We start from the raw sequence: 21,895 nt of genomic DNA on the forward strand, positions 1-21,895 counted from the left end.
AGTTAGTATTCCTTCAGCGGGCGTTCCCACCCGGTGTAGCCGCAATAGATACAGCAGTCCCCGTCGCAGTGCCTGCACTTCTGCGCAGGCTGCGGCACCATCACGGTGCCTTGTTTGTTACAATACATGCACCCGATCCCCTCGCAGTGGCAGCAGACTTCAGGTGCGTACTCTACATTCTCTTCGGACATGCGTCTCTTCTCCTGAAAATAGTATGAAGCGGGCGAAGGTGACAAAGGTTGTCATGGAAGGTAGGGCACGCACCCGAAAAAAAGGTATTTAGTGGGTGCGCGGCGAACCACTATTCAGGAGAGAAGAGGGGCGGAACAATCCGGACGCCAGCGCCGGATGAAAAGCCCCGGAAGGTAGCCGCACGATGTACCACATTATCTCGATCCGCGATTTTGAAAGGAGCGATCTCGATTACCTGCTTGACCGGGCGCAGGAGTTCGATACCGGCAAGTACCGGCCCGGAATGCTTGACGACAAACTCGTGGCGCTTCTCTTCTTCGAGCCCAGCACCAGGACAAGGATGTCGTTTGCGACGGCCATGGCCCGGCTCGGCGGACGGTCGATCAGCGTCGATTCCGTGGAGGCGAGTTCCATCGTCAAGGGAGAGACGCTCGCGGACACCATCCGGGTGGTGAGCGGCTACGCGGACGCCATCGTGCTCCGCCACCCGAAGGAGGGGGCGGCACGGCTCGCAAGCGAGTTCGCCACGGTGCCGGTCATCAACGCCGGCGACGGCGCGGGGCAGCACCCGAGCCAGACGCTGCTCGACCTCTACACCATCAGGCAGTCGATGCCGGTCGATGGGATCGACGTCGGACTTTTGGGGGATCTCCGCTACGGCAGGACTGCGCACTCGCTGGCGCTCGCCCTCTCCCTCTACGGCGTCACGCTGCATACCATCGCGCCCGTGGGGCTCGAGATGCCGGCAAACATCGCCCTCGAACTCAGGGAGCGCGGCATGGAGGTCGTCGAGCACCCGAACGTCGAGGAGGCGATCCGGGAACTCGACGTCCTCTACGTGACGAGAATCCAGCGCGAACGGTTCCCGGACTCGGCATCCTACTACAACGTCGCGTCCAGTTACCGGATCACGACCGACCTTCTCGACGGCGTGAAGGAGCGGCTGATGATCCTCCACCCGCTCCCGCGCGCAGGTGAGATCGACCCCGCGGTGGACCGCACGCCGTACGCGCGCTACTTCGAGCAGGCGAGGAACGGCGTGCCCATCAGGATGGCGCTCCTCCACGAGGTGATGAAATGAGCGCGAAAGACCCGTCACGGGGGCTGCTCGTCAGCCCCATCAAGAACGGAACCGTCATCGACCATATCACGGCCGGCGAGGCGCTGAACGTCCTGCGGATCCTCGGTATCACCGGGTCGACCCGGGAATGCCTGAGCATCGCGACGAACGTCGAGAGCAAACGGATGGGGAAGAAGGATATCGTCAAGATAGAGAACCGCGAGCTCCGCACGGAGGAGGTCGACCGGATCGCCCTGCTTGCGCCGCAGGCGAAGATCAACATCATCAGGAACTACAAGGTCGTGGAGAAGAAGGGCGTGGAGATCCCGGAGGTCATCAGGGGCGTGGTCCGGTGCCCGAACCCCGGCTGCATCACGAACACGGACGAGCCTGTCGCGAGCACGTTCGAAGTGCTCGATAAAGGGCTGCATTGCCTCTATTGCGACTGGCTGATCAAGGACGATATCGCGAACCACATCATCTGATCAGGCGGCCGTGCCGGTCGATCTCCCCCCGGCAGATCCGGGTGCTCGAGATCCGCCGGCCGTCCTCGGCGAGGACGCACGAGATCTCGTGAAGATCCACTTTTCTTTTCCCGCGCTCGCGCCGGCGTTCGTTAATCTCCACGGCGACCGGGAAGGTCTCCTCGGAGACGACGAGGATATCGAAGTCGGCGTCGAGGGCGCTGCCGTAGCGGTCGACGAGCGGTTCGACCTTCCACGCTGCGGTGTAGCCGTGTTCGCGGATGAACGACGTGATGTTCTCAAGCCGTTTCTCAAAGTTGTGGACGGGATGCACCTTTGCACCGGCAAACTCGTCGGTCGTCAACCCGATGGTCACCTCTCCGTCGGGCCCGGCGAGTTCGAAGGAACGGGCGAGGAGTTTCCGGTGCCCGGCATGCAGGGGATCGAACGTCCCCCCGACCATCACTTTCATCCAGAGGCGTTTGCCGCGAGGGGTTTTATGGGTAGTGATCGGGTGGTGGAGGAGGGTGAGGGGTTTCAGGTAGGCGGACGAGGAACCGCAGGACTAGGCACCTGGCATCTCCGGTGCTCGTGTTCCTGCCCTTCAAATCTGCTAATTCCTTGTGGTTACACATAGCACGGTTTCCGTGGGAGTATCACCATAGGGGGGAGGGGACAAAGGGGAGTGCGAGCGCAGCGAGCATGAGAAACTCGAAGAGTTTCGAGGGGGGGATGCTCCCCCCTCCCCACCTGACGGTGGTCGAGCTCCGTTCCTTCGCACCTTACGGTGCTCACGCTCCGGTTCTAACGAACCGTCGCGTATCGGAACATCGCACTCCCCGTCAGCCCCACCTCGCACCTTCGGTGCTCGAACTCCGCTCCTCAAAGACCTTCGGTCTTCTCGAACTCCTGTCCGAAACCCTTCGGGTTTCTCAAGCTCCGGCCCTGCACCTTCGGTGCTCCTGCTCCGTTCCGTCGGAACGTCGCACCCTGCGGGCCCTCGCATCCTGCGGACAGTCGTTCTCCGGAGCGTCGTTCCCCCAGTCGCGATATCCCCTCGAAATCCGTGGATGGTTGTGAGCGACTGTCCAAAATACAGGAACGTGAGCACCCCCATGCCGGGTCCCGACAATCAATCTCCCGGTCTGCCTCCTCGCCTCCCGTCCCTCACCAAACCCACCCGCCCCTCCCCCACATCGATGGAGAACATTTTGTATCGCCGCAACCAATAGTAGACTCACTATGGAGAGCGGAACGGTTGTGGGGAACCGCGTCTTTATCGCAGAGAACGCAACAGTCATCGGAGACGTGAGCCTCGGCGACGACGTGAGCGTCTGGTTCGGCGCCGTGGTCCGGGGGGATCGGGATACGATCACGGTCGGAGCGGGCTCGAATATTCAGGACAACGCCGTCGTCCACACCACGCCCGGGTTTCCGGTCACCATCGGTGCGGAGGTCTCGGTCGGCCACGGCGCCATCCTGCACGGCTGCACCATTCGCGACCGGGTGCTCGTCGGGATGGGCGCCGTCGTCCTGAACTGCGCGGTGGTGGGCGAGGGTTCCATCATCGGCGCCGGCGCGGTGGTGACGGAGGGAAAGGAGATCCCGCAAAACTCGCTCGTCCTCGGCGTGCCCGGCAAAGTGGTCAGGGAGACGACGCCCGAGCAGCAGGAGAGCATCCTCCACAACGCGCGTGAATACGTCAAACTCGCAGGGAGGTACCGCCATGACTGAGGTCGCCGTCATCGGCGCCGGGGTCGCGGGCATCCAGGCGGCGCTCGACCTCGCCGACCACGACATCCACGTCCACCTCATCGAGCGCGAACCGACCATCGGGGGGCATATGGCCCAGCTCGACAAGACGTTCCCCACCAACGACTGCTCGATGTGCATCCTCTCCCCGAAGATGGTCGAGGTGGCCCGGCACCCGAATGTCACCATCCACACCTGCTCCGAGGTCGAGGGGATCGAGGGCGAGGTGGGGAACTTCCTCATCAGGGTCAGAAAGCATCCGCGCTACATCCTCGAGGACGAATGCAACGGCTGCGGGGACTGCATCGCGATCTGTCCGGTGGAAGTCTACAACCGGTTCGACGCCGGCATCGGGGTCCGGAAAGCAATCTACAAGCCCCATGCACAGGCGGTGCCCGACATCGTCGTCAAGGATAATGAGCACTGCATCGAGTGCGGACTCTGCTACGACGTCTGCGGAAAAGAGGCAATCCTCCGCGAGGACGAAGAGCGTCTGCTTGAGATAGAGGCGGCAAGCATCGTCGTCGCGACCGGTTATGCGACGTTCGATGCCAGAAACAAGACGCAATTCCGCTACCTCATTATCCCCGACGTCATCACGAGCCTGGAGTTCGAGCGGATGATCAACGCAAGCGGCCCGACGGGGGGCAAACTCAAGAGGCTCTCAAACGGCAAGCCGCCCCGGAGCGTGGCGTTCGTCCAGTGCGTCGGCTCCCGCGACATCTCCGTCGGCCGGCCCTACTGCTCCGGGGTCTGCTGTATGTATGCGATGAAGAACGCCATGCTCATCAGGGAGAAGAACCCCGACGTCGAGGTCACCGTCTTCTACAACGATATCCGCGCATACGGCAAGGGTTACGAGGAATATTACGAGCGGGCGAGGAGCCTCGGGGTCAGATTCGTCCGCGGGTTCCCCGGCGAGGTGCTCGAGGAGAACGATCACCTGACGATGGTCGCGGAGAACACCGAGACCGGCGAGGTGGAGACGTTCCACCCGGACCTGGTCGTGCTCTCCGTCGGGCTCGAACCTGCCACAGAAGCGGATGAGGTGGCCCGGATGCTCGGCATCCCGCGGGACGAGTCCGGGTTCTTCGGGGTCGCCGACCAGAAAGTCGGCCCCGTGCTCACGGTGAAGCCCGGGATTTACGTGGCGGGAACCGCCACCGCGCCGAGGGACATCCCCGATTCGGTTGCCATGGGCGGCGCGGCGGCGATGCGGGCGTATCTTGACACGATCAGGGTGGGATGAGCATGCCGGAAGGGGAAGAGCCCTACACCATCGTGTGGGATACAGAGAACGAGTGCATCCTCTACATCGACCAGACCCTGCTTCCCGGCCGGTACGAGCAGATGCGGTGTGCGACCGTCGACGACCTCGCCCGGGCGATCCGGAGGCTCGAGATCCGGGGAGCCCCGGCGCTCGGGATTGCCGGCGCGATGGGCGTGGCGCTCGCCGCCGTCCGGAGCAGAGAGACAGATCTCGAGCGGTTCCTCGACGAGGTCGGCCGGGCGGGGGACCTCCTCAAGGGCACCCGCCCGACCGCGGTCAACCTCGCATGGGGGATCGACCGCGTGCAGCGGAAGATGGCGCTGACCGCATCGGTCGCGGAGGCGAAGTCCATAGCGGTCGCCGAGGCGAACGCCATCGCAGAGGAGGACGAACTGACCTGCCGGAGGCTCGGCGGGTTCGGCGAAGAACTCTTCCCGGAGAAATGCACGGTGCTCACGCACTGCAACGCGGGAGCGCTCGCCTGCCGCTGCTGGGGGACGGCGCTCGGGACGATCCGGTCGGCGATTGCCGCCGGAAAAGACGTGCGGGTGATCGCCTGCGAGACCCGACCGCTCAACCAGGGCTCAAGGCTCACCTGCTGGGAACTTGCCCGGGACGGGGTCGACGTGACCCTCATCCCCGACTCGTCGGCGGCGTACCTGATGCGAAAGGGCAAGATCGACCTCGTCGTCGTCGGCGCCGACAGGATCACGCAGGACGCGGTCTTCAACAAGATCGGGACGTATATGCACGCCGTTACCGCTCATCACCACCGGATCCCGTTCTACGTCGCGGCGCCGGCCTCCACGTTCGACCTCTCCCGCAGGGAAGCGGATGTCACCGTTGAGGAGCGGGACCGCTCCGAGCTCGCATACTGCGGCGACGTGCAACTCGTGCCCGACGACGTAAACGTGCTCAACTACGCCTTCGACGCCACGCCGCTCGGCCTCGTCGATGCGATCGTCACCGAGATCGGGGTGCTGCGGCCGCCGTATACGGAGTCCTTCCGGCTGCTCGGGAAAAATAGGGAGAACCGACCATGAGTCTCTTCGATTCCGAGATCTGGATCCAGTTGATGACCCTCATCGGGGAGGTCACGTTCTTCTTCATCCTCGGGATGGTGCTTGCCGCAATAGCCCTCGCGATCATCGCCGCCGCCTCGATCACCAGGGGCAAGTTCTACCTGCCGAGGATCCTGATACCCGGCATGGTCCTTCTTGAGGGGCTCGTGAAGGCGTTCTGCAAACTCCTCGGGCTGGACGACAAGGATCTCATCACGTTCTTCATAACGCTCCGGAACACCATGAACACGAAGGCCTTCTCCGAGACACCCATCGAGCAGCGGGCGGTCTTCCTGCCCCAATGCCTGCGGTCGGCGCAATGTCCGGCGCACCTGACGCCGGAAGGCCTCAAATGCCGCAACTGCGGCCGTTGTTCGGTCGGGGAGAACGCGGAGTGGCTTGAGAAACTCGGGTACCGGGTATTCATCGTCCCGGGCTCGACGTTCATCAAACGGATGGTCAAGAAGTATCACCCGCGGGCGATCATCGGCGTCGGCTGCCTCATGGAAGTAAAAGACGGGATCGATATGTCCGATCGGATAGGGATCATCGCTATCGGCGTCGTGAACGTAAAAGACGGGTGCGTGGAGACGATAGCGGACTGGACCGCGGTGAGAGATACCGCCCTGCTCGGCATCAAACCCCCGTCAGGTTCCGTAGACTTTCACGGCCCTGCCGAATAGACGCTCGCTCGTGACCTTGCCGTAGACGAAGATCGTCTCGTCGCTGTTCACGGCACCGACATCGACCCCGGGTCGGAGGGTGACGTTGCCCCCCGCCTTGATCGAATGGAGGCTCGCGTTGTCGCAGATGGTGGCGGTCTCCAGAACCCTGACTGGCCCTTTTATCTTGGCGTCATGGCCGACGACGATGCTCTCGGCCTCGACGAACCCGCCGACCGTCGAGCCGGGTCCGAGTTCGAGGCGGCCGGCAACGACCATGTTGCCCCAGATGTGCGTCTCGGGAGGGGTGATGAAATTCCCATCTATCTTCACGTTTCCGTCAAAAAAGGAACCTTTCGGTGCTATATACGTGTCCCCGTGCCGGTAAACTTTCATGAAGATCTCCTGAATAACAGCTCGGCCCGTAACCAGATAAAATTATCAGTGCACAATTCTGGACATTGGAAGGGAGGATATTTTTTTTGCCGGTTCCTATCCGCCGGACACTACTCACCCCGCCGGCCAGGGCCGGAGGCAATGCGTGGCGATAGCCAGGGGAAAGCCGTCCCGGGGGAGCGGGCCGGGACTCCACCCTTTTCCAGTGCCTTCCCATCCAGTGGACCGTGATGGACATCGCCATTGGGGGAGGGGCCGACAGGGAGTGCGATGTTCCGACAGGAACGGAGCTCGACCACCGTCAGGTGGGGAGGGGGAGCATCCCCCTCCCCTGTCTCTATCGCGTAAGGCTCTATCGATAGCCCCCACCCCGCCCGGCCTTCGGCCTCCTCCCCCGCCCCAAGGGGCGGGGGCAGTGCGTGAGGATATCCACAGAAAGCCGTGTACGGTTCTTCCCCAGGTTCTCCCCGTGCAGTGGACCGTGATGGACATCGCCATTGGGGAGTGCGACTGGTCGAAGGGTGCGACGGACAACGTCCGGAGCTTAAGAAGACGCGGAAGCGTCTTCGAGCAGGAGCATGAGAAGAACGAAGTTCTTCGAGAGGCCGACGCGGAGTGCGATGTTCCGACAGGAACGGAGCACGAGAAGCCGTTAGGCTTTGAGGTGCGAGCGAAGCGAGCGTGAGCACCGTTAGGTGCGATTTGCGACGTTCCGAAGCGCGATGGTTCGTAAGAACCGGAGCGTGAGCACCGCAGGTGCGATTTGCGACGTTCCGAAGCGCGATGGTTCGTAAGAACCGGAGCGTGAGCACCGCAGGTGCGAAGGAACGGAGCTCGACCACCGTCAGGTGGGGGGCACCATCCCCCCTCCCCTGTTTCTATCCATCCCGGATATCAATAGTCCCCAATCCAGCCGGATGAAAATATTGAAATACTGAAGTTCCCCCGATCATATCACCGCGGCAATCGCAAAGACCGCAAGCGCGGCGAACATACCTGCTCGCAGGATCGACGTCGCATTTGACTCCCGGACGCAGCCCGGCGTCGTGCATGAAAGACCCCGGAAGGCCCCGAAGAGGATGACGAGATCCACGACCGCGATGCCAGCGAGATAAAAGAGGCCCCACCAGTCGCCGAAGGGGAGAAGGCTTGCCGCAACGGCGCCGCAGGCGCAGGCGAACGCGAATATTCCCGTCTTCCGGACGCCGACGATCATGGGAAGGGTGCGTGCGCCTCCCGCCGCATCCCCGTCGACGTCTTCCGCATCCTTTAGAAGTTCCCGTGCGATGGTCGCGAGGAACGTGATCGCCGCGAGCGAGAGGTTCCGGACGAGCCCCTCGATGCCCGCAAACGCTCCGCCGAAGAGGAAGACGCTCCCCGCCAGGTAGGCGACAGCCACGTTGCCGAGGACGGGGGTGCGCTTCAGCCGGACAGCGTATACGATGAGGATGACTGAATTTATGATGGCGATCGCAAGGCAGAGGGTCGTCGTCAGGGTGGCAATCGCGATGCCCCCGACAAAGAGCGCCGCTGCATACGCCCTTGCACCGGCAAGGCTGATATCTCCTGCCGGTATGGGACGGTCGGGGCGGTTGATCCGGTCGATCTCAACGTCGCGGACATCGTTGATGACGTTCCCGCCGGCGGTGATGAGCGCGACGATCACGGCGAGCAGGAGCGACGGCGGCGTGAGCGTCCCGGTGGCGATGAGATAGCCGATGAGCGCGGTAAGGCCGGCAACGACGGCGTTGTGCGGACGGGTAATCCGGATGAATGCGGAGACACTCATTCTCGAAGAGTTAGGTTCTCGGGGGGAGGATAAATAACCAGAGGATTCGTCCGGAGCAGAATTGAGAGAAACAGCGGGCTTGGGGGGATTTGAACCCCCGGCATTCAGCTTAGGAGGCTGACGCCATGTCCGGGCTAGGCCACAAGCCCATACTTCGGAGTAAAAGTATTGCTCATGAGAAGGTATAAGGGTATCGAGCATCCACCTTTTCGGGAAGCATGGACGTTGTCGAGGTTACCGAAGGGAGAACCAGGTTTTTCGTATCCAGACAGGATCCTCACCTCCAGTTCCCGCCGGGAAGCGGCCAGGTCTTTTACAACTCGCGCATGGAGATGAACCGGGACGCCACCGTCCTCCTGCTCTCCGTTCTGCGCCCGGAGAGTTACCTCGACGCGATGGGCGCATCCGGCGTGCGGGGGCTAAGGGTGGCGCACGAGGTCGGGATACCGGTGACGATCAACGACTGGAACGCGAAAGCGGTCGATCTTGCCCGGCAGAACGTGGAGGCGCTGGGTCTCGTCGCCGAGGTGACCCACGGGGATGCGAACGTGCTGATGAGCGGGAGAACGTTCGATGCCGTCGACCTCGATCCATTCGGGACGCCGGCGCCGTTCGTCGACTCCGCGGCACGGAGCGCCGGGAATTACCTCTTCGTCACCGCCACCGACACCGCGCCGCTCTGCGGGGCGCACCTGAAGGCAGGCATGCGCCGCTACTTCTCCCGGCCCCGGAACACCGAGTACCACGCCGAGGTCGGCCTCCGGACGCTGATGGGATTCGTGGTGCGCGAGGTGATCAAGTACGACCGCGGGGTGGAACCGCTCTTCTGCTACGCGCACGAGCACTTCCACCGCCTGCATCTCCGGCTCCGCTACGGGGCGGCGGCGGCCGACCGGGCGCTTGCGCGGATCGGCTACGTGATGCAGTGTCCAAACTGCCTCTACCGCTCGGAACAGACCGGAATGCTCCCCGAACCGGAAGAGTGCCCGCTCTGCAGCGCGGCCCTCGTGCCGGTCGGCCCGCTCTGGACGGGGGGGATCAACGACGATGCGACGCTTGCCGCGATGCAGGAAGCCCTGCCGTCGGTCACGGCCGGAACCGGAGCGCGGATCGGCCGGCTGCTCGCGACCTGCCGGCAGGAACTCGATACGTCGAGCCACTACGACTACCACGTCATTGCAAAACGCCTGCGGGTTTCTCCCGGCAGGATCGAGACGGTCATCGAGCGGCTTGTAGCCCTCGGCTACCGGGCGAGTCGCGCGCACTACTCCGGCACCGCCCTCAAGACCGATGCGCCGCTCCCGGTCCTCGAAAAAGTGGTCAGCGGCGGGTGACGACGGTGAGGACGTCCCCGTCCGCGAGTTTGTGGGTGAGGCCGACACGCTGCGCGTCGTGTTTGGCCGATTCGCCCCAGACCTTCGCGTAGCGGAACTTGTCCGCAAAGTCCCGGTGAAGGCGATTGCAGACGTCCTCGACCGTTGCCGGGCTCCGGATGATCAGCGGCTCGTCCATATCCGCGGGGCCGCCGACCGGCTTTAAGTAGACCCGCATGAACCCCAGGTTATCGAAGATGGCGTCTTTTAAGTCTTCGATGCGGTAGCCGCTGTGCGCCGAGACCATGATGGGGGGCTCGCCGAACCGTTCGGTCAGTTCTTCCTCGATACCCGCCCGGGTCTTTTCGTCCACGAGATCGACCTTGTTGACCGCGATGAAGGCCGGGACGTAGACCCGGTTCCCGATCATCGCGTCAATGAAGTCGTCCTGGCTGACTTCGTTCCGTATCAGGACATCGGCGTTGACGATCTTGTTCTCCGCGAGGATCGAGCGGATCTCCTCGACATCAAGGTCGACGGCGCCGACGGTGTTCAGCCGGATACCGCCGTTCCCGGCCTTCTTGATGGTGATATCGGGTTTAGGGCGGTTGATCCGGATACCGGCGTCGTGGAGCTCGCGGAGAAGGACGTCCGTATGCTTCTCGTTGAAGACGTCGACCAGAACAAGGATCAGGTCGGCGCTCCGGACGACGGCGATGACCTCTTTCCCGCGGCCCTTGCCCATGGCGGCGCCGGCGATCAGGCCGGGGATATCCAGGACCTGGATCTTCGCGCCCCGGTGCTCCATCGAGCCCGGGATGACGGAGACAGTCGTGAAGGCATAGGCCGCCGTCGCGCTGATATCATCACCGGTAAGCCTGTTGAGCAGCGTACTCTTTCCGACGGACGGGAAGCCGACCAGGACAACGGTAGCGTCCCCCGACTTCTTCACGGAGTAGCCCTCGCCCCCTCCGGCGGAGGCCATGGCCCGGGCTACTGCATCGTCACGGATCTTCGCGAGTTTCGCCTTGAGGCGGCCGATATGCTTGGAGGTCGCCTTGTTGTACGGGGTATTCTTGAGTTCGTCCTCTATTTCCCGTATCTGCTCTTCGACACTGCTCATTGCTGCCGATACACGTATGCTGGGAAGCTACTTATGGGTGTCTGTGATGAAAATCACGAAGCGTTGGGAAAATTCCGGCCCGTACAGGGTTTAGATTGTCCGGCCGCCGGCATGACCGGAGAAGGCGGAGCGCAAGACATGTTTAAATATGATAAAGGTCAATAATTTAGAGCACGTTGGTGCAATGCGCTGCTATAGTGTAGACCGGCCAATCATGCAGGACTCTCACTCCTGCGACTGGGGTTCGAATCCCCATAGCAGCATACTGTTCTAAGGGCAAACGCCCACTTCTGCACCACTACCCGAGATAGAGACGATTCCATGCACCACTCCCCCGCCAGTGACCGGCCGACCCAGCAATACCTCGGGGACCGCGGTCTCATCGTCCTGATTGCTCTCCTCTCCGCCTTCGTCCCGCTCTCGACCGATCTCTACCTCCCCGCCTTGCCCGGCATGGGAGACTACTTCGGCGTCTCCGCCACCCTCACCAACCTGACCCTGATCCTCTTCTTTCTCTTCTTCAGCCTCGGGCTGCTCTTCTGGGGGCCGCTCTCCGACAGGTACGGGCGACGGCCCGTCCTGCTCGTCGGACTGGCCCTCTACATCGCCGCAAGCGCCGGTTGCGCGGTATCGTGGGAGATCTGGCATCTCATCGCCTTCCGCATCCTCCAGGCCGTCGGCGGCAGCGCCGCCTCCGCGGTCGCTATGGCAATGGTCAAGGACGTCTACGACGGGCGAAAGAGGGAGTCGGTGCTCGCGCTCGTCCAGTCCATGGTCGTCATCTCGCCCGCCGTCGCTCCGGTCCTCGGGGCGTTCATGCTTCCCTACACATCGTGGCGGGGCCTCTTCGTGGCGCTCGCCATCATCGGCGTCGTCTCGATGGCCGGCGGCCTCCTCCTCCGGGAGACCATACCCTCGCGGTATAACGGCACCATGGCGCAGTCCGTCCGCCGGCTCGGGGTCGTGCTCAAAAACCCCGGTTTCACCTCGCTCCTCGTCGTATTCTCGCTCGTGAGCACCGCATCGCTCGCGTTCGTCTCCGCCTCGTCGTATATCTACCAGGACGCGTTCGGCCTCTCGGAGCAGTGGTACAGCTTCTACTTCGCCCTCAACGCCGTCGGCCTGATAGCGGGGCCGTTCCTCTACCTCTGGCTCTCCCGGCACGCGAGCCGCCGCTCGATCGTCGCGTCGGGGTTCGTCGTCATGATCGGTGCAGGCCTGCTCGTCTGCCTCTTCGGGGGTCTTGGCCCCCTGGCCTTTGCCCTTGCCCTCTTCCCGGCCTCGCTGATGGGGAGCGCCGTGCGGCCCGGAGGTGCGTTCCTGATGCTCGACCAGCAGAAGGAGGATACCGGCTCCGCATCCGCCCTGATCAACTGCGCGGGCCTCGTCTTCGGCAGCGCCGGGATGGTTCTCGTCTTCCTCTTCGGGAACAGCCTGGTCTTCGGCCTCGGAGCGATCAACGTGGCGGCCGGGGTTGCGTGTCTTTTAGGGTGGGCGGCGATCGGGAAGCGGGGGCTGGTGAGGTTCTGAAATGATCCTGAAGTACACCCCACCGAAGAAGAAACTCTCTGAGATCCTCAAAGAATTCGGGCCGAACCCCGCGCTGGCCGCCTCGGTCGCGGAAGCCTCGCGTGAGATGAGAAGGTCTTCGATGCGAAAGGTCGACTTCGATGCCGACGCTTGACACCTCCCTGCTCGTCGACCTGATCCGGCACGACCCGGAGGCGATGAGAACACTCGCGGCGATGGAGCGGGAAGGGCTGCCGCTTGCAACCACGGCAATCAACGCCCTCGAACTCTACCGCGGCGCGTTCCTCTCGGCATCGGTGCAGGAGAACCTCCGGGGAGTCGAAGCGATCATGAAGGCGCTGATCGAACTCCCGATCACCGACGAGACCTACCGGATCCTCGGTGCACTCGCTGCCGAACTTCAGGGAAGAGGCAGCCGAATCGGGGATTTCGACGAGGTGATCGATGCAATCACGCTCGCGGGCGACGGCGAGATCGTCACCCGGGACGATCACTTCACCCGCGTTCCGGGGCTGAAGGTCAGGACGTATTAGAGTCGGGCCGGGCATTATCTCCCCTTCACCGCCCCAGGCGCCTCCCGGGCAGCCCTTCCACACCTCCGAATCCCGGTCTTGAGCACCGGATGGGTGCCCTATGGATCAACGCTTCGATCCGCTCTATCACAACCGACGGAACCTGTCCCGAACAAGAGACCTGATGAAGGAACAGGTGTCCCGGCCCATTCCGGTCATCCACACCCTGCGTTAAATGTTACTCGGACAGGTACGCCCCCGCCGGAACCTGCTGGAGATCCGGGAAGAATCTCCCTCCAATCCAGGCATTCCAGGAGCGTAACAGCGGTATCCTGAAGGCGGACAGAACCCCCAATCCCATTTGTCATGTAGAATCATTACAAAACCTATAAAACAGATATGATACCACGCTGTAAGGTTCATACCGACCTATTGGTTTAGTTTTCCGGGAGACGGTTCATCTGTCAGGGAACACGAACTGCAAGATCATAGTGATGTTCGAGTAAAGATACTCAAGAGGTGAGGAGACAACCATGGCAAAAAGAATGCTGAGCGAGTTCGAATCGTACGATCTCCTGAAACAGTACGGCGTACCGGTGCCCGAACATGCGATCGTCAAGACTGTTGCAGAAGCAGGCAAGATGGCAGATAAGATCGGTTTTCCGGTCGTCATGAAGATCCACTCGCCCCAGATCGTCCACAAAAGCGATGCGGGGGGCGTTATCGTCAGTATATCCTCAAAGCAGGCTGCAGAAGAGGCGTTCAACAAGATCGTCGCAAACGCGAAGGCCTACAACCCCGAAGCCGAGATCAAGGGCGTCATCGTCGAGCAGCAGGCGGCGCCGGGACTTGAACTGATCATCGGCGGGAAGACCGACCCGGCGTTTGGGAAGGTGCTCACCTTCGGTATGGGGGGCACCCTCGTCGAGCTGATGAAGGACGTCACCCTGCGGATCCTGCCCGTCTCCGAAGAGGAGATCCGGGTGATGGTCAGGGAGATCCACGGCTACCCGATGATCCAGGGCTATCGGGGGTCAAAGCCCCGGGACGAGGAGACCCTCGTTCAGGTCATGTGGGCGATCAACCGCTTCTTCGCCGAGAACACCAACGTCGTGGAGTTCGATATCAACCCGGTCAGGCTCTACGAGTCCGGAGCCTGCATCGTCGACGCCCGGATCTTCATCGATGACGAAGCCGTCGAGAAGACGGCTAAGGAGCGGCCGTTCGTCCCGATCGAGTACTTCACCCCCCGGTCGATCGCGGTCATCGGCGCCTCGTCCGAACCAAAGAAGATGGGCTACGCCGTGATGCACAACCTCCTCCACTTCCCGGGGCAGCTCTACCCGGTGAACAACAAGCGCCCGGAGGTCCAGGGTCTCAAAGCGTATCCCTCCATCCTCGATATCCCGAACCCCGTCGACATGGCGGTCATCACCGTCCCGGCAAAACACGTCCCGAGCGTGATCGAGGAGTGCGGGCAGAAGGGAGTCTCCATGGTGGTCATCATCACAGCCGGATTCAAGGAGATGGGCGAGGGAGGAAAGGCCCTGGAAGACCGGGTTCTCGAGATCGCAAAAGGCTACGGCACGCGGATCGTCGGCCCGAACTGCCTCGGGCTGATCGTCCCCCCGAAGGGCATCGACACCACCTACGTTCACGAATCCCCGAAACCCGGCAACATCGCCTTCATCTCCCAGAGCGGCGCCATCGTCAACACAGTGGTTGACTGGAGCATCCGGCAGGACATCGGGTTCTCCGCCGTCATCTCGGTCGGCAACCAGGCCGACCTCAACTTCATCGACTTCCTCAGGTTCGTGGAGCGTGACCCGAAGACCAAAGGCATCATCCTCTACATCGAGGAGATCCAGGACGGCAAGACCTTCATGAAAGTGGTCAGCGAGGTCTCGAAGACCAAGCCCGTCGTGGCGATCAAGTCCGGTTCCTCCGCGAAAGGCCAGGCAGCGGCCTCGTCCCACACGGGTTCGCTCTCCGGATCCTACGACGTCTACATGGAAGCCTTCCGCGAGTCCGGCGTTATCCCCGTCCACACCCTGACCGGCACGTTCCAGGTCGCGGAGATGCTCTCGCTCCCGAAGGGCTACCCCCGCGGCAAGCGAGCGGTCGTGATCACGAACGCCGGCGGGTTCGCCGTCCTCTCCTCCGACTACGCAGAACGCTACGGGATCGACCTGATCAACCTCCCGCCGAAGGTCCTCAAGGAGTTGAACGACCTCCTCCCCGACTTCTGGAACAAAAACAACCCGATCGACCTCCTCGGCGACGCCAACGAAAAGCGGTTCGAACAGACGTTCAGCGTGCTCGCCAAGCACCAGGACTGCTGGGACATCGCGTTCGTCGTCGGGTTCCCGAACCTCGTCATCGGCTCAGAGCAGCTCGCAAACCAGATCATCCGGTTCTCGGAGAAGACCGAGAACATGATCGTCTCGACGCTTCTTGGCGGGGGATCCATGGACCGGGGCCGCAAGGTTCTCAAGGAGAACGGCATCCCGCTCTTCGACGAACTCGACTTCACCTTCCGGGTGATGGGGAGAATCCTCTGGCAGAGGTTCCGGTAAGGATATCTCCCGAAACTGTTCTTTTTTGTCGGTTCCGGAATGCCGGAACGCTCAGTCGATACCGCCTCCCGCCACAAGCCTGCCGTCTCTTTGCCAGACCACCAGAAACGACGAGAGGACGGCGAGCGTGTAGCAGGCCCAGAAGAGCGGGATCGCCGTGCCGGCATCCGAACCCAGGGAGACCGTCCGCATGATGCCGACGGCCATCGACACCAGGACGGCCGCGATCACGAGGAGAACCGGGGCTATCCGGACACGGGAACGGGAAGAGGGGCCAGGCGCAACCTTCGGCGTCACGACGAACGGCAGGTGCCTTCCGGAGACGGCGTACCAGATTGCCCGGGCGTATACGAAGGCGAGCGTATTGAAGATCGCCTGCGAGAACGCGAGGTCGTACAGGGAGTACTGCCGCTCACGAACGCTGACGATGACCTGGATCGCGATCACCACGACGAGCACCACGGCGAACGTCGGGGGAACCCATACGGGGAGGATCGGAATACCGAAGATCAGCGTGGCGACGGGAAGGAGGAAGAGCACCACGTTCACCCCTCCGAGCAGGTAGATCGAGACCGTGACGAGGAACTCAAGCCAGTGCGTCGCGGTCATGCTCCGGGGCTGCGCCACGAGCTGCCGGAGAATCGTCCCGAGAAGCTGGGTGTTCCCGTATGCCCAGCGGAGTTGCTGCGTGAAGTATGCGGCGAGGTTCGGCGGCCCGACGCCCTCCGCATACACGGCATCGAGAAAGACCCCCCGCCGGCCCTTGAGGTGGAACGTAAACGAAGTGGCGATGTCTTCGGCGATGCACGCCTCGTCCATCCCTCCGATGGCGGCGAGATGGCTCACCCGGAAGATGCAGTTCGAACCCGTCAGCATGGCGGTATTGTTGACGGAGAGCCCCCTGCAGACGTGCTTGTTGTAGATGTGCTGCTGGTAGGAGAATGTGACGCTTATCGGGTCGTGGGGCTCCGAACGGAAGAACTGCGGGGTCTGGATGAAGGATACGGCCGGGTCGGCCTCGAGGATGGGGACGAGATCAGCAAGGATCTCCGGTTTCACTCTCTGGTCGGCGTCGATGACCAGGAGGTACGGCGTATCGCCGCCGAGATGCGAGAGGGCGTGATTGATCGCTCCCGCCTTGAACCCGCGCCTGTGGTCGCGGTGGAGATAACGGAGACCGTACCTCCTGCATATCCCCTGCATCGCCGTGCGTTTCCGCGTATCCGTGGAGTCGTCGAGGAGGAAGATACGGAGGTCGGGGTAGGCGATAGCCGCGCACGCCCGGACACAGAATTCGACCACGTCCGGCTCCTCGTTGTAGACCGGGATGAAGACCGCGACGGGAGAGGTCGGGGCACCCGACCCCTGCGGTGCCGTGGGACGGTAGGCATAGATCGACCGGAGGAGGTGATCGGCATAGCTCACGAACTGGATCACCCCGAATGCCGTGACGGCGACGAGAAAGAGCGAGAGAATCCTCGCAAACAGGCTCCACCCGGCTCCGGTCAGTATGAGGTGCAGGTCACGGAGGAAGACGGCCGCGAGCAGCACCATGAGCGTGGCGGTAAAGAATGAAATGTGTGCTGCCGTTGTCATGAAAATCCACCGCAGTCTGGCTGATATCATGCAGAGACGCCTCGAAGCCGTACTGGCACCCGGAGACCGGCAACCCGGATTCGGTCAGGGTGCAACGGAAAGCGCGAGGCGGCCCGGATACCATCCATCATACCGGCGTACTTAAAGGTTTCGGGGCCGGCCGAACCGCAGCCTCCAGACCCCGGAGTTGCCTTTTCCGCTCTTTTGCCACTACGGCGAGGTGCAGGTGCCGACCCTCCCGGGGATGTATGGCCGGGACGGGACAGGAGCACCGCGGCCGCACACGACGGGAAAAGGCACGGGCAGGCACCATCTCCGGCAGGATCGATGAGCACCGACACAATGAAATAGATCCCTTCCCTTCTGACGAATGATTACTATGGCTGTACAGAAGATGGCACCTGCATCGTTGAAGAAGTACGAGCTGCCGCCGCTGCCGTATGCGCCCGACGCTCTCGAACCCCATATCTCGAAGGAACAACTCTCCCTGCACCACGATAAGCACCACCAGGCTTACGTGACCGGGGCGAACGCCGACCTCGAGAAACTGGAGAAGGCGCGGCAGGAAGGCACCGAAGTGGATATGAAGGCGCTCTTAAAGGAACTCTCGTTCAACATCGGCGGCCATGTCCTGCACACCCTCTTCTGGCCGACCATGGCCCCGGCCGGAAAGGGCGGCGGCGGAACCCCGGGCGGCGCACTTGCAGACCTGATAGACCGGGAGTGGGGTTCCTTTGACCGGTTCAAAGCCGAGTTCACGAAGGCGGCCGCGAGCGTCGAGGGGTCCGGATGGGCAGCACTGGCGTACTGCACCATGACCGACCGTCCCATGATCATGCAGATCGAGAAGCACAACAACCACATCTACCCATCGTTCCGCATCCTGATGGTGCTCGACGCCTGGGAGCACGCCTATTACATCGATTACCGGAACAACCGGGGCCAGTTCATCGACGCGTTCTGGAACGTCGTGAACTGGGACACGGTGAACAAGCGACTCGAGAACCTCTAATCACCATTTTTTCCCAATCCGGGGCGGCTTACCGGAACGGCGAACCGGCTGCACCTCCTGATACACTACGGCAGCCGTCGGCACCCGTTTACCCCGGAAGCGCCGTGCGGCGGCCTCCTATCCAAACCATTAAGTAGTCATCGCAAGAGGTATCGGCGACGTCATCGGTGGGGGAAGGAATGGATCGATACCGCAGACGATATAGTCTAAACTGTGCTCACTCTCCTGGGGAAGGAACGACCGCCCGTTCAGATATGCGTAGAGCAGGGGCGTTCGCAGGGATCGGCCATGCTCGGTAGGGCCATCCCCGAACCGGATCGGGAGGTGATCCGGGACGCGATCACGGACGGGGCCATACGCCACCTGCTCCACGAAGAAGACCCGCGGCTCCGGAACTTCCGGCTCTGCAACGCATGCGGTTCCTGCACGCCGTACTGCCCGGCACGGATCAACGATCCCGGAGCGAACGGAGACCCGGGCTACCTTGCACGAAAGGTGACCGCGGCCCTCCAGGCGGGCAGACGCCCCGGGCTCGATCTTGCCGACTGCGTCCAGTGCTACTCCTGCGAGACCGTCTGCCCGCGCTCCGTCAGCATCGGCGGGATCATCAACGCCGTCTACGAGACAGAACGCCTGCAGCCGGTCTTTAGAAGGATGCTCCTCGACCGGGGGGGCCTTCCACCCCAGGCGTTTCTTCCGCTTTACACCGGCAGGGGCCGCTTCCGGAAGTTCATCGTAAAGGCCGTCCGACACCCGTATCCGGTGGACGGCAGGGCGATCGACGAGGTCAGGCGGCTGCTGCTCCATCCGGTCGACGCGTCGGCCTTCTCGGCCCCCGGACACCCCGCGCAGAGGCGGCCGCTCGCCCGTCCCGACCGGGTCTTTCACCTCAACTCCTGCTGCGCCTTCAACTACCCCGGCGCGGACCTCTCGCAGAAGACGATCCTTGCCGCCCTCGGCGTCCGTTACGAGACCTCCCCGATGCAGACCTGCTGCGGGGGTGCCCCGCACTACATGGGCGGGGCAGGTTTTGCCGACCGGCTGCTCCTCACCGCACGGAACCTCAGCGTCATCCGCGACGCGTTCGAACCCGGCGGCGAGATCGCCGTTACCGGCATATGCCCGACCTGCAGCGACTCGTATGCTGCCGCACTCGACATGCTCTCGCTGAAGGGCAACAGGGAGGTGGTGAACGAAGCGCTGGCGAGGATCGGCCGGGAAGTGAACGATCCGGGGGCGTTTACGGTGGCAAACGTTCTCGACCTCTATCCCCTCTATCTCGAGGAACTGCGGCGGCTCGTCGAGACACGGCTCACCGGGCTCGCCGTCGGGGTGCATGTCAGCTGCCACTACCGGAAGATGAACGGCAGCCTTGCCGTCCCGCCGGGACTGCAGGATCTTGCGGCGGTGACGGGAGCGAGGATCACGAGAAGCGTGATGGAGCACTACTGCTGCGGCGGGGTCAAGAACCTCTTCGACCGGCACCGGAAAGGCCGCCCGGGGGAACTCTCACGGCTGAACCGGCTCGTCCGCCAGGACTTTATGAACCATCGCCTGGACGTGATGGTCGTCGACTGTCCGGGGTGCGAACTGGTCTACGACCACATGGGGGTGCCGGTGCTCCATATCACCGAGCTCCTGGCACTCGCAATGGGCGCCGACCCGAGGGAGACGATCCGCATCCAGGGTCACATGACCTCGCTTTCGGGGGAAATCGGCCGGATAGGGATTCTTTAAGGGGAGACGGATACCGGTGGAGGGTGCGCGATCCCCGTCACGAAGAGCGGCACGGGGCACGGCACCAAACGGCCGGGTGCGGTCTTCGGCATGGCCGCAGCCATGTTTGCGCAACCGCCCGAGACCGCAGGCGGTCCGGCACCTGCCGGGCTGCCACCGTAAATCACTTATTACCGGGGATGTGATTTGTTTATATAATTTTTACAGGATAAAACATCAAGGGGGCAGAACACCCGTATGAATAGAGCGGATTCGATATCAACCATATCTCAAGAGGCGTTTCGGATTCTCGACGAGCCCGGCGCAGGTATTCTCGTGCTCGATCGGAAGATGCAGGTGTTCTGGGCAAATGCATTTGCCATGGATATTCTCTGTGCACGCGAAGAGGAGATCCTCGGATTCGACGCCCGCCGGATCCTCGACGCACGTCTGGCGCCGCTTCTGCAGGAGAGGGACGTTGCCAGGAGACTCCTCGCCACGATGAACAACGGAACCGAGATGTCCGGTCTCGACCTCTCGGTGCAGGACTCACGGGGGGAAGAGCGACGGATCGTCTACTCCAGCCGAAAGATTGAGCAGGGGACGTTCGCAGGGATGTGGGTGCTCTGCATGCGGGACGTCACCGACCGGAGGCCGGCAAACGAAGGGCTGCTCTCTTCGAACAGACAACTCCTGGTCCTGAACCAGATCATGGGAGTATCCGCGTCGTCCCTCTCGCTGGACGAACTGCTCGAAGCGTCGCTCTCGAAGACCCTCGATCTGCTCGGGTTCGACCTGGGGCTGACCTACCTCTTGAACCCGGAGCGGACGATAGCGCTCACGCGCTACCACCGCGGCGTCCCGGAGAACTACCTCGCCCGGAACAGGGCCATCAAAGTTCACCACTGGCCCTGGAACTTTGTATTTGTCGCCGGACAGCCGCGTTACCTCGATCTGCAGGGGGAAGGGGGCACGATCGAGGAGGAGATCCTCGCCTCGCTCGGGATTTCCACCCTCGCCTGCATCCCGATCCTTGCGGAATCGGTCGTGGTCGGCGCGCTCTTCCTCGGGAGCAGGAAGGCCGAGGGGTTCCGGGACGAGGAGCGCCGCCTCCTCGAGGCGATCGGGCAGGAGATCGGTTCGGGTGTTCTGCGGAGCATGCTCCACAAGCGGCTGGAGGCGGCCCACCGCGAGACGAACCTCTACCTGGACGTCATGACCCACGACATCAAGAACGCGGAGAACGTCGCGAACCTCTACTGCGACCTCCTGCTCGATATTCTGGAGGGCGACGCCGCCCAGTATGCACGGAAACTCAAGGGAAGTATCCGCAAAAGCAGCGGCATCCTCCAGAACGTCTCGACCATCCGGCGCATTCACCAGGAACCGCCCGACGTAAAACCGGTCCATCTCGGCCGCGTGATCCGGGCGGGGATCGAGCGCACCCCGGAAGCAGCCATCTCTTTTGACGGCACCACGGCGGAGGTCTGGGCCGACGACCTGCTCCCCGAGGTCTTTACGAACCTCATCGGCAACGCCGTGAAGTTCGGCGGACCGGACGCCGGGATCGCGATCCGCGTGGAGGACTGCCTCGAGGAGGACCACGCGGTGGTGGTGACCGTGGAGGACACCGGCCCCGGCATCCCCGACGAGATGAAGGAGACGATCTTCGACCGGTTCAGGCATGGCAGGAGCCGGGGATGCGGGGAAGGGCTCGGCCTCTACATCGTCGGGATGCTTGTCGAGCGCTACGGCGGCCGGATCTGGGTCGAGGACAGGGTGGAAAGCAGGCCCGACCTCGGGGCGTCGTTTAAGTTCACATTGCGCGAAGTGGTGCACGGCGAGGCCGGCGAGTATGAGGAGTGAGATCC

Annotated in this window: 21 protein-coding genes and 2 tRNA genes; 16 read left to right on the forward strand and 7 right to left on the reverse strand. The window is 62.6% G+C overall.

Going from position 1 to position 21,895, the window contains the following annotated elements; genetic code table 11:
• Positions 1-2 precede the first annotated feature (2 nt).
• A complete protein-coding gene (locus MEMAR_RS08270) occupies positions 3-191 on the reverse strand; it encodes a hypothetical protein (protein WP_011844526.1) in 189 nt (62 codons plus the stop codon).
• Positions 192-376: 185 nt separating this feature from the next.
• On the opposite strand from MEMAR_RS08270, the gene pyrB reads away from it, so the two are divergent.
• The gene (gene pyrB / locus MEMAR_RS08275; RefSeq protein WP_011844527.1) at positions 377-1,273 is read left to right on the forward strand and encodes an aspartate carbamoyltransferase; all 897 of its coding nucleotides are present in this window, start codon (positions 377-379) and stop codon (positions 1,271-1,273) included.
• Positions 1,270-1,737, forward strand: coding sequence for an aspartate carbamoyltransferase regulatory subunit (gene pyrI / locus MEMAR_RS08280; RefSeq protein WP_011844528.1), 468 nt, complete (start codon positions 1,270-1,272; stop codon positions 1,735-1,737). Before pyrB ends, pyrI begins: the two co-directional genes overlap by 4 nt.
• Here pyrI and MEMAR_RS08285 read toward each other — a convergent pair.
• Entirely contained in the window at positions 1,730-2,188 is a 459-nt protein-coding gene (locus MEMAR_RS08285) for a phosphopantetheine adenylyltransferase (protein WP_011844529.1), read from the reverse strand. The two genes, pyrI and MEMAR_RS08285, sit on opposite strands and share 8 nt — an antisense overlap.
• A 770-nt stretch (positions 2,189-2,958) precedes the next feature.
• Here MEMAR_RS08285 and MEMAR_RS08290 point away from each other — a divergent pair.
• The 4 genes from MEMAR_RS08290 to MEMAR_RS08305 are packed head-to-tail and all read left to right on the forward strand — an operon-like array spanning position 2,959 to position 6,482.
• A complete protein-coding gene (locus MEMAR_RS08290; RefSeq protein ID WP_011844530.1) occupies positions 2,959-3,450 on the forward strand; it encodes a gamma carbonic anhydrase family protein in 492 nt (163 codons plus the stop codon).
• Positions 3,443-4,717: a CoB--CoM heterodisulfide reductase iron-sulfur subunit A family protein gene (locus MEMAR_RS08295; protein WP_011844531.1), complete on the forward strand. Its 1,275-nt coding sequence runs from the start codon at positions 3,443-3,445 to the stop codon at positions 4,715-4,717. Before MEMAR_RS08290 ends, MEMAR_RS08295 begins: the two co-directional genes overlap by 8 nt.
• Before the next feature lie 2 nt (positions 4,718-4,719).
• Positions 4,720-5,781 carry an S-methyl-5-thioribose-1-phosphate isomerase gene (gene mtnA / locus MEMAR_RS08300; RefSeq protein WP_011844532.1) on the forward strand — a complete coding sequence of 354 codons (1,062 nt, stop codon included), beginning with the start codon at positions 4,720-4,722 and terminating at the stop codon, positions 5,779-5,781.
• A complete protein-coding gene (locus MEMAR_RS08305) occupies positions 5,778-6,482 on the forward strand; it encodes a DUF116 domain-containing protein (protein ID WP_011844533.1) in 705 nt (234 codons plus the stop codon). Before mtnA ends, MEMAR_RS08305 begins: the two co-directional genes overlap by 4 nt.
• Here MEMAR_RS08305 and MEMAR_RS08310 read toward each other — a convergent pair.
• Positions 6,447-6,857 carry a bactofilin family protein gene (locus MEMAR_RS08310; protein ID WP_011844534.1) on the reverse strand — a complete coding sequence of 137 codons (411 nt, stop codon included), beginning with the start codon at positions 6,855-6,857 and terminating at the stop codon, positions 6,447-6,449. The two genes, MEMAR_RS08305 and MEMAR_RS08310, sit on opposite strands and share 36 nt — an antisense overlap.
• A gap of 415 nt (positions 6,858-7,272) precedes the next feature.
• Between MEMAR_RS08310 and MEMAR_RS08315 the strand changes: the two genes are divergently transcribed.
• Complete coding sequence (locus MEMAR_RS08315) at positions 7,273-7,542, forward strand: hypothetical protein (protein ID WP_143706368.1); 270 nt, start codon at positions 7,273-7,275, stop codon at positions 7,540-7,542.
• A gap of 264 nt (positions 7,543-7,806) precedes the next feature.
• Here MEMAR_RS08315 and MEMAR_RS08320 read toward each other — a convergent pair whose 3' ends face one another.
• Together MEMAR_RS08320 and MEMAR_RS08325 are read right to left on the reverse strand one after the other, a co-directional pair.
• Positions 7,807-8,646: a geranylgeranylglycerol-phosphate geranylgeranyltransferase gene (locus MEMAR_RS08320; RefSeq protein WP_011844535.1), complete on the reverse strand. Its 840-nt coding sequence runs from the start codon at positions 8,644-8,646 to the stop codon at positions 7,807-7,809.
• Between the two features lie 74 nt (positions 8,647-8,720).
• Positions 8,721-8,795, reverse strand: a tRNA-Arg gene (locus MEMAR_RS08325).
• 69 nt (positions 8,796-8,864) lie between these two features.
• On the opposite strand from MEMAR_RS08325, the gene MEMAR_RS08330 reads away from it, so the two are divergent.
• Positions 8,865-9,980, forward strand: coding sequence for a tRNA (guanine(10)-N(2))-dimethyltransferase (locus MEMAR_RS08330; protein ID WP_011844536.1), 1,116 nt, complete (start codon positions 8,865-8,867; stop codon positions 9,978-9,980).
• Here MEMAR_RS08330 and MEMAR_RS08335 read toward each other — a convergent pair.
• Positions 9,967-11,082, reverse strand: a complete 1,116-nt coding sequence (locus tag MEMAR_RS08335) for an OBG GTPase family GTP-binding protein (protein WP_011844537.1) — start codon at positions 11,080-11,082, stop codon at positions 9,967-9,969. The genes MEMAR_RS08330 and MEMAR_RS08335 overlap by 14 nt on opposite strands.
• A 188-nt stretch (positions 11,083-11,270) precedes the next feature.
• On the opposite strand from MEMAR_RS08335, the gene MEMAR_RS08340 reads away from it, so the two are divergent.
• From MEMAR_RS08340 to MEMAR_RS08360, 5 genes are all read left to right on the forward strand, one after another.
• A tRNA-Glu gene (locus tag MEMAR_RS08340) sits at positions 11,271-11,345 on the forward strand.
• Between the two features lie 58 nt (positions 11,346-11,403).
• Positions 11,404-12,612, forward strand: a complete 1,209-nt coding sequence (locus MEMAR_RS08345) for a Bcr/CflA family efflux MFS transporter (protein WP_011844538.1) — start codon at positions 11,404-11,406, stop codon at positions 12,610-12,612.
• A 1-nt stretch (position 12,613) separates the two neighbouring features.
• A complete protein-coding gene (locus MEMAR_RS13155; protein ID WP_011844539.1) occupies positions 12,614-12,766 on the forward strand; it encodes a hypothetical protein in 153 nt (50 codons plus the stop codon).
• Entirely contained in the window at positions 12,753-13,145 is a 393-nt protein-coding gene (locus MEMAR_RS08355) for a type II toxin-antitoxin system VapC family toxin (protein WP_011844540.1), read from the forward strand. The genes MEMAR_RS13155 and MEMAR_RS08355 overlap by 14 nt, the downstream gene beginning before the upstream one ends.
• Before the next feature lie 512 nt (positions 13,146-13,657).
• Complete coding sequence (locus MEMAR_RS08360) at positions 13,658-15,700, forward strand: acetate--CoA ligase family protein (RefSeq protein ID WP_011844541.1); 2,043 nt, start codon at positions 13,658-13,660, stop codon at positions 15,698-15,700.
• 51 nt (positions 15,701-15,751) lie between these two features.
• On the opposite strand, the gene MEMAR_RS08365 is transcribed toward MEMAR_RS08360, so the two are convergent.
• Positions 15,752-17,296 (reverse strand): glycosyltransferase family 2 protein, encoded by a 1,545-nt coding sequence (locus tag MEMAR_RS08365; RefSeq protein ID WP_011844542.1) that lies wholly within the window; start codon positions 17,294-17,296, stop codon positions 15,752-15,754.
• A gap of 370 nt (positions 17,297-17,666) precedes the next feature.
• On the opposite strand from MEMAR_RS08365, the gene MEMAR_RS08370 reads away from it, so the two are divergent.
• From MEMAR_RS08370 to MEMAR_RS08380, 3 genes are all read left to right on the forward strand, one after another.
• A complete protein-coding gene (locus MEMAR_RS08370) occupies positions 17,667-18,308 on the forward strand; it encodes a superoxide dismutase (RefSeq protein WP_143706369.1) in 642 nt (213 codons plus the stop codon).
• Positions 18,309-18,596: 288 nt separating this feature from the next.
• Positions 18,597-20,045 (forward strand): heterodisulfide reductase-related iron-sulfur binding cluster, encoded by a 1,449-nt coding sequence (locus tag MEMAR_RS08375; RefSeq protein WP_011844544.1) that lies wholly within the window; start codon positions 18,597-18,599, stop codon positions 20,043-20,045.
• Positions 20,046-20,405: 360 nt separating this feature from the next.
• On the forward strand, positions 20,406-21,890 hold the full coding sequence (locus MEMAR_RS08380; protein WP_187147916.1) for a sensor histidine kinase: 1,485 nt from the start codon (positions 20,406-20,408) through the stop codon (positions 21,888-21,890).
• Positions 21,891-21,895: the final 5 nt, after the last annotated feature.

This window comes from Methanoculleus marisnigri JR1 (assembly GCF_000015825.1).
GTDB lineage: Archaea > Halobacteriota > Methanomicrobia > Methanomicrobiales > Methanoculleaceae > Methanoculleus > Methanoculleus marisnigri.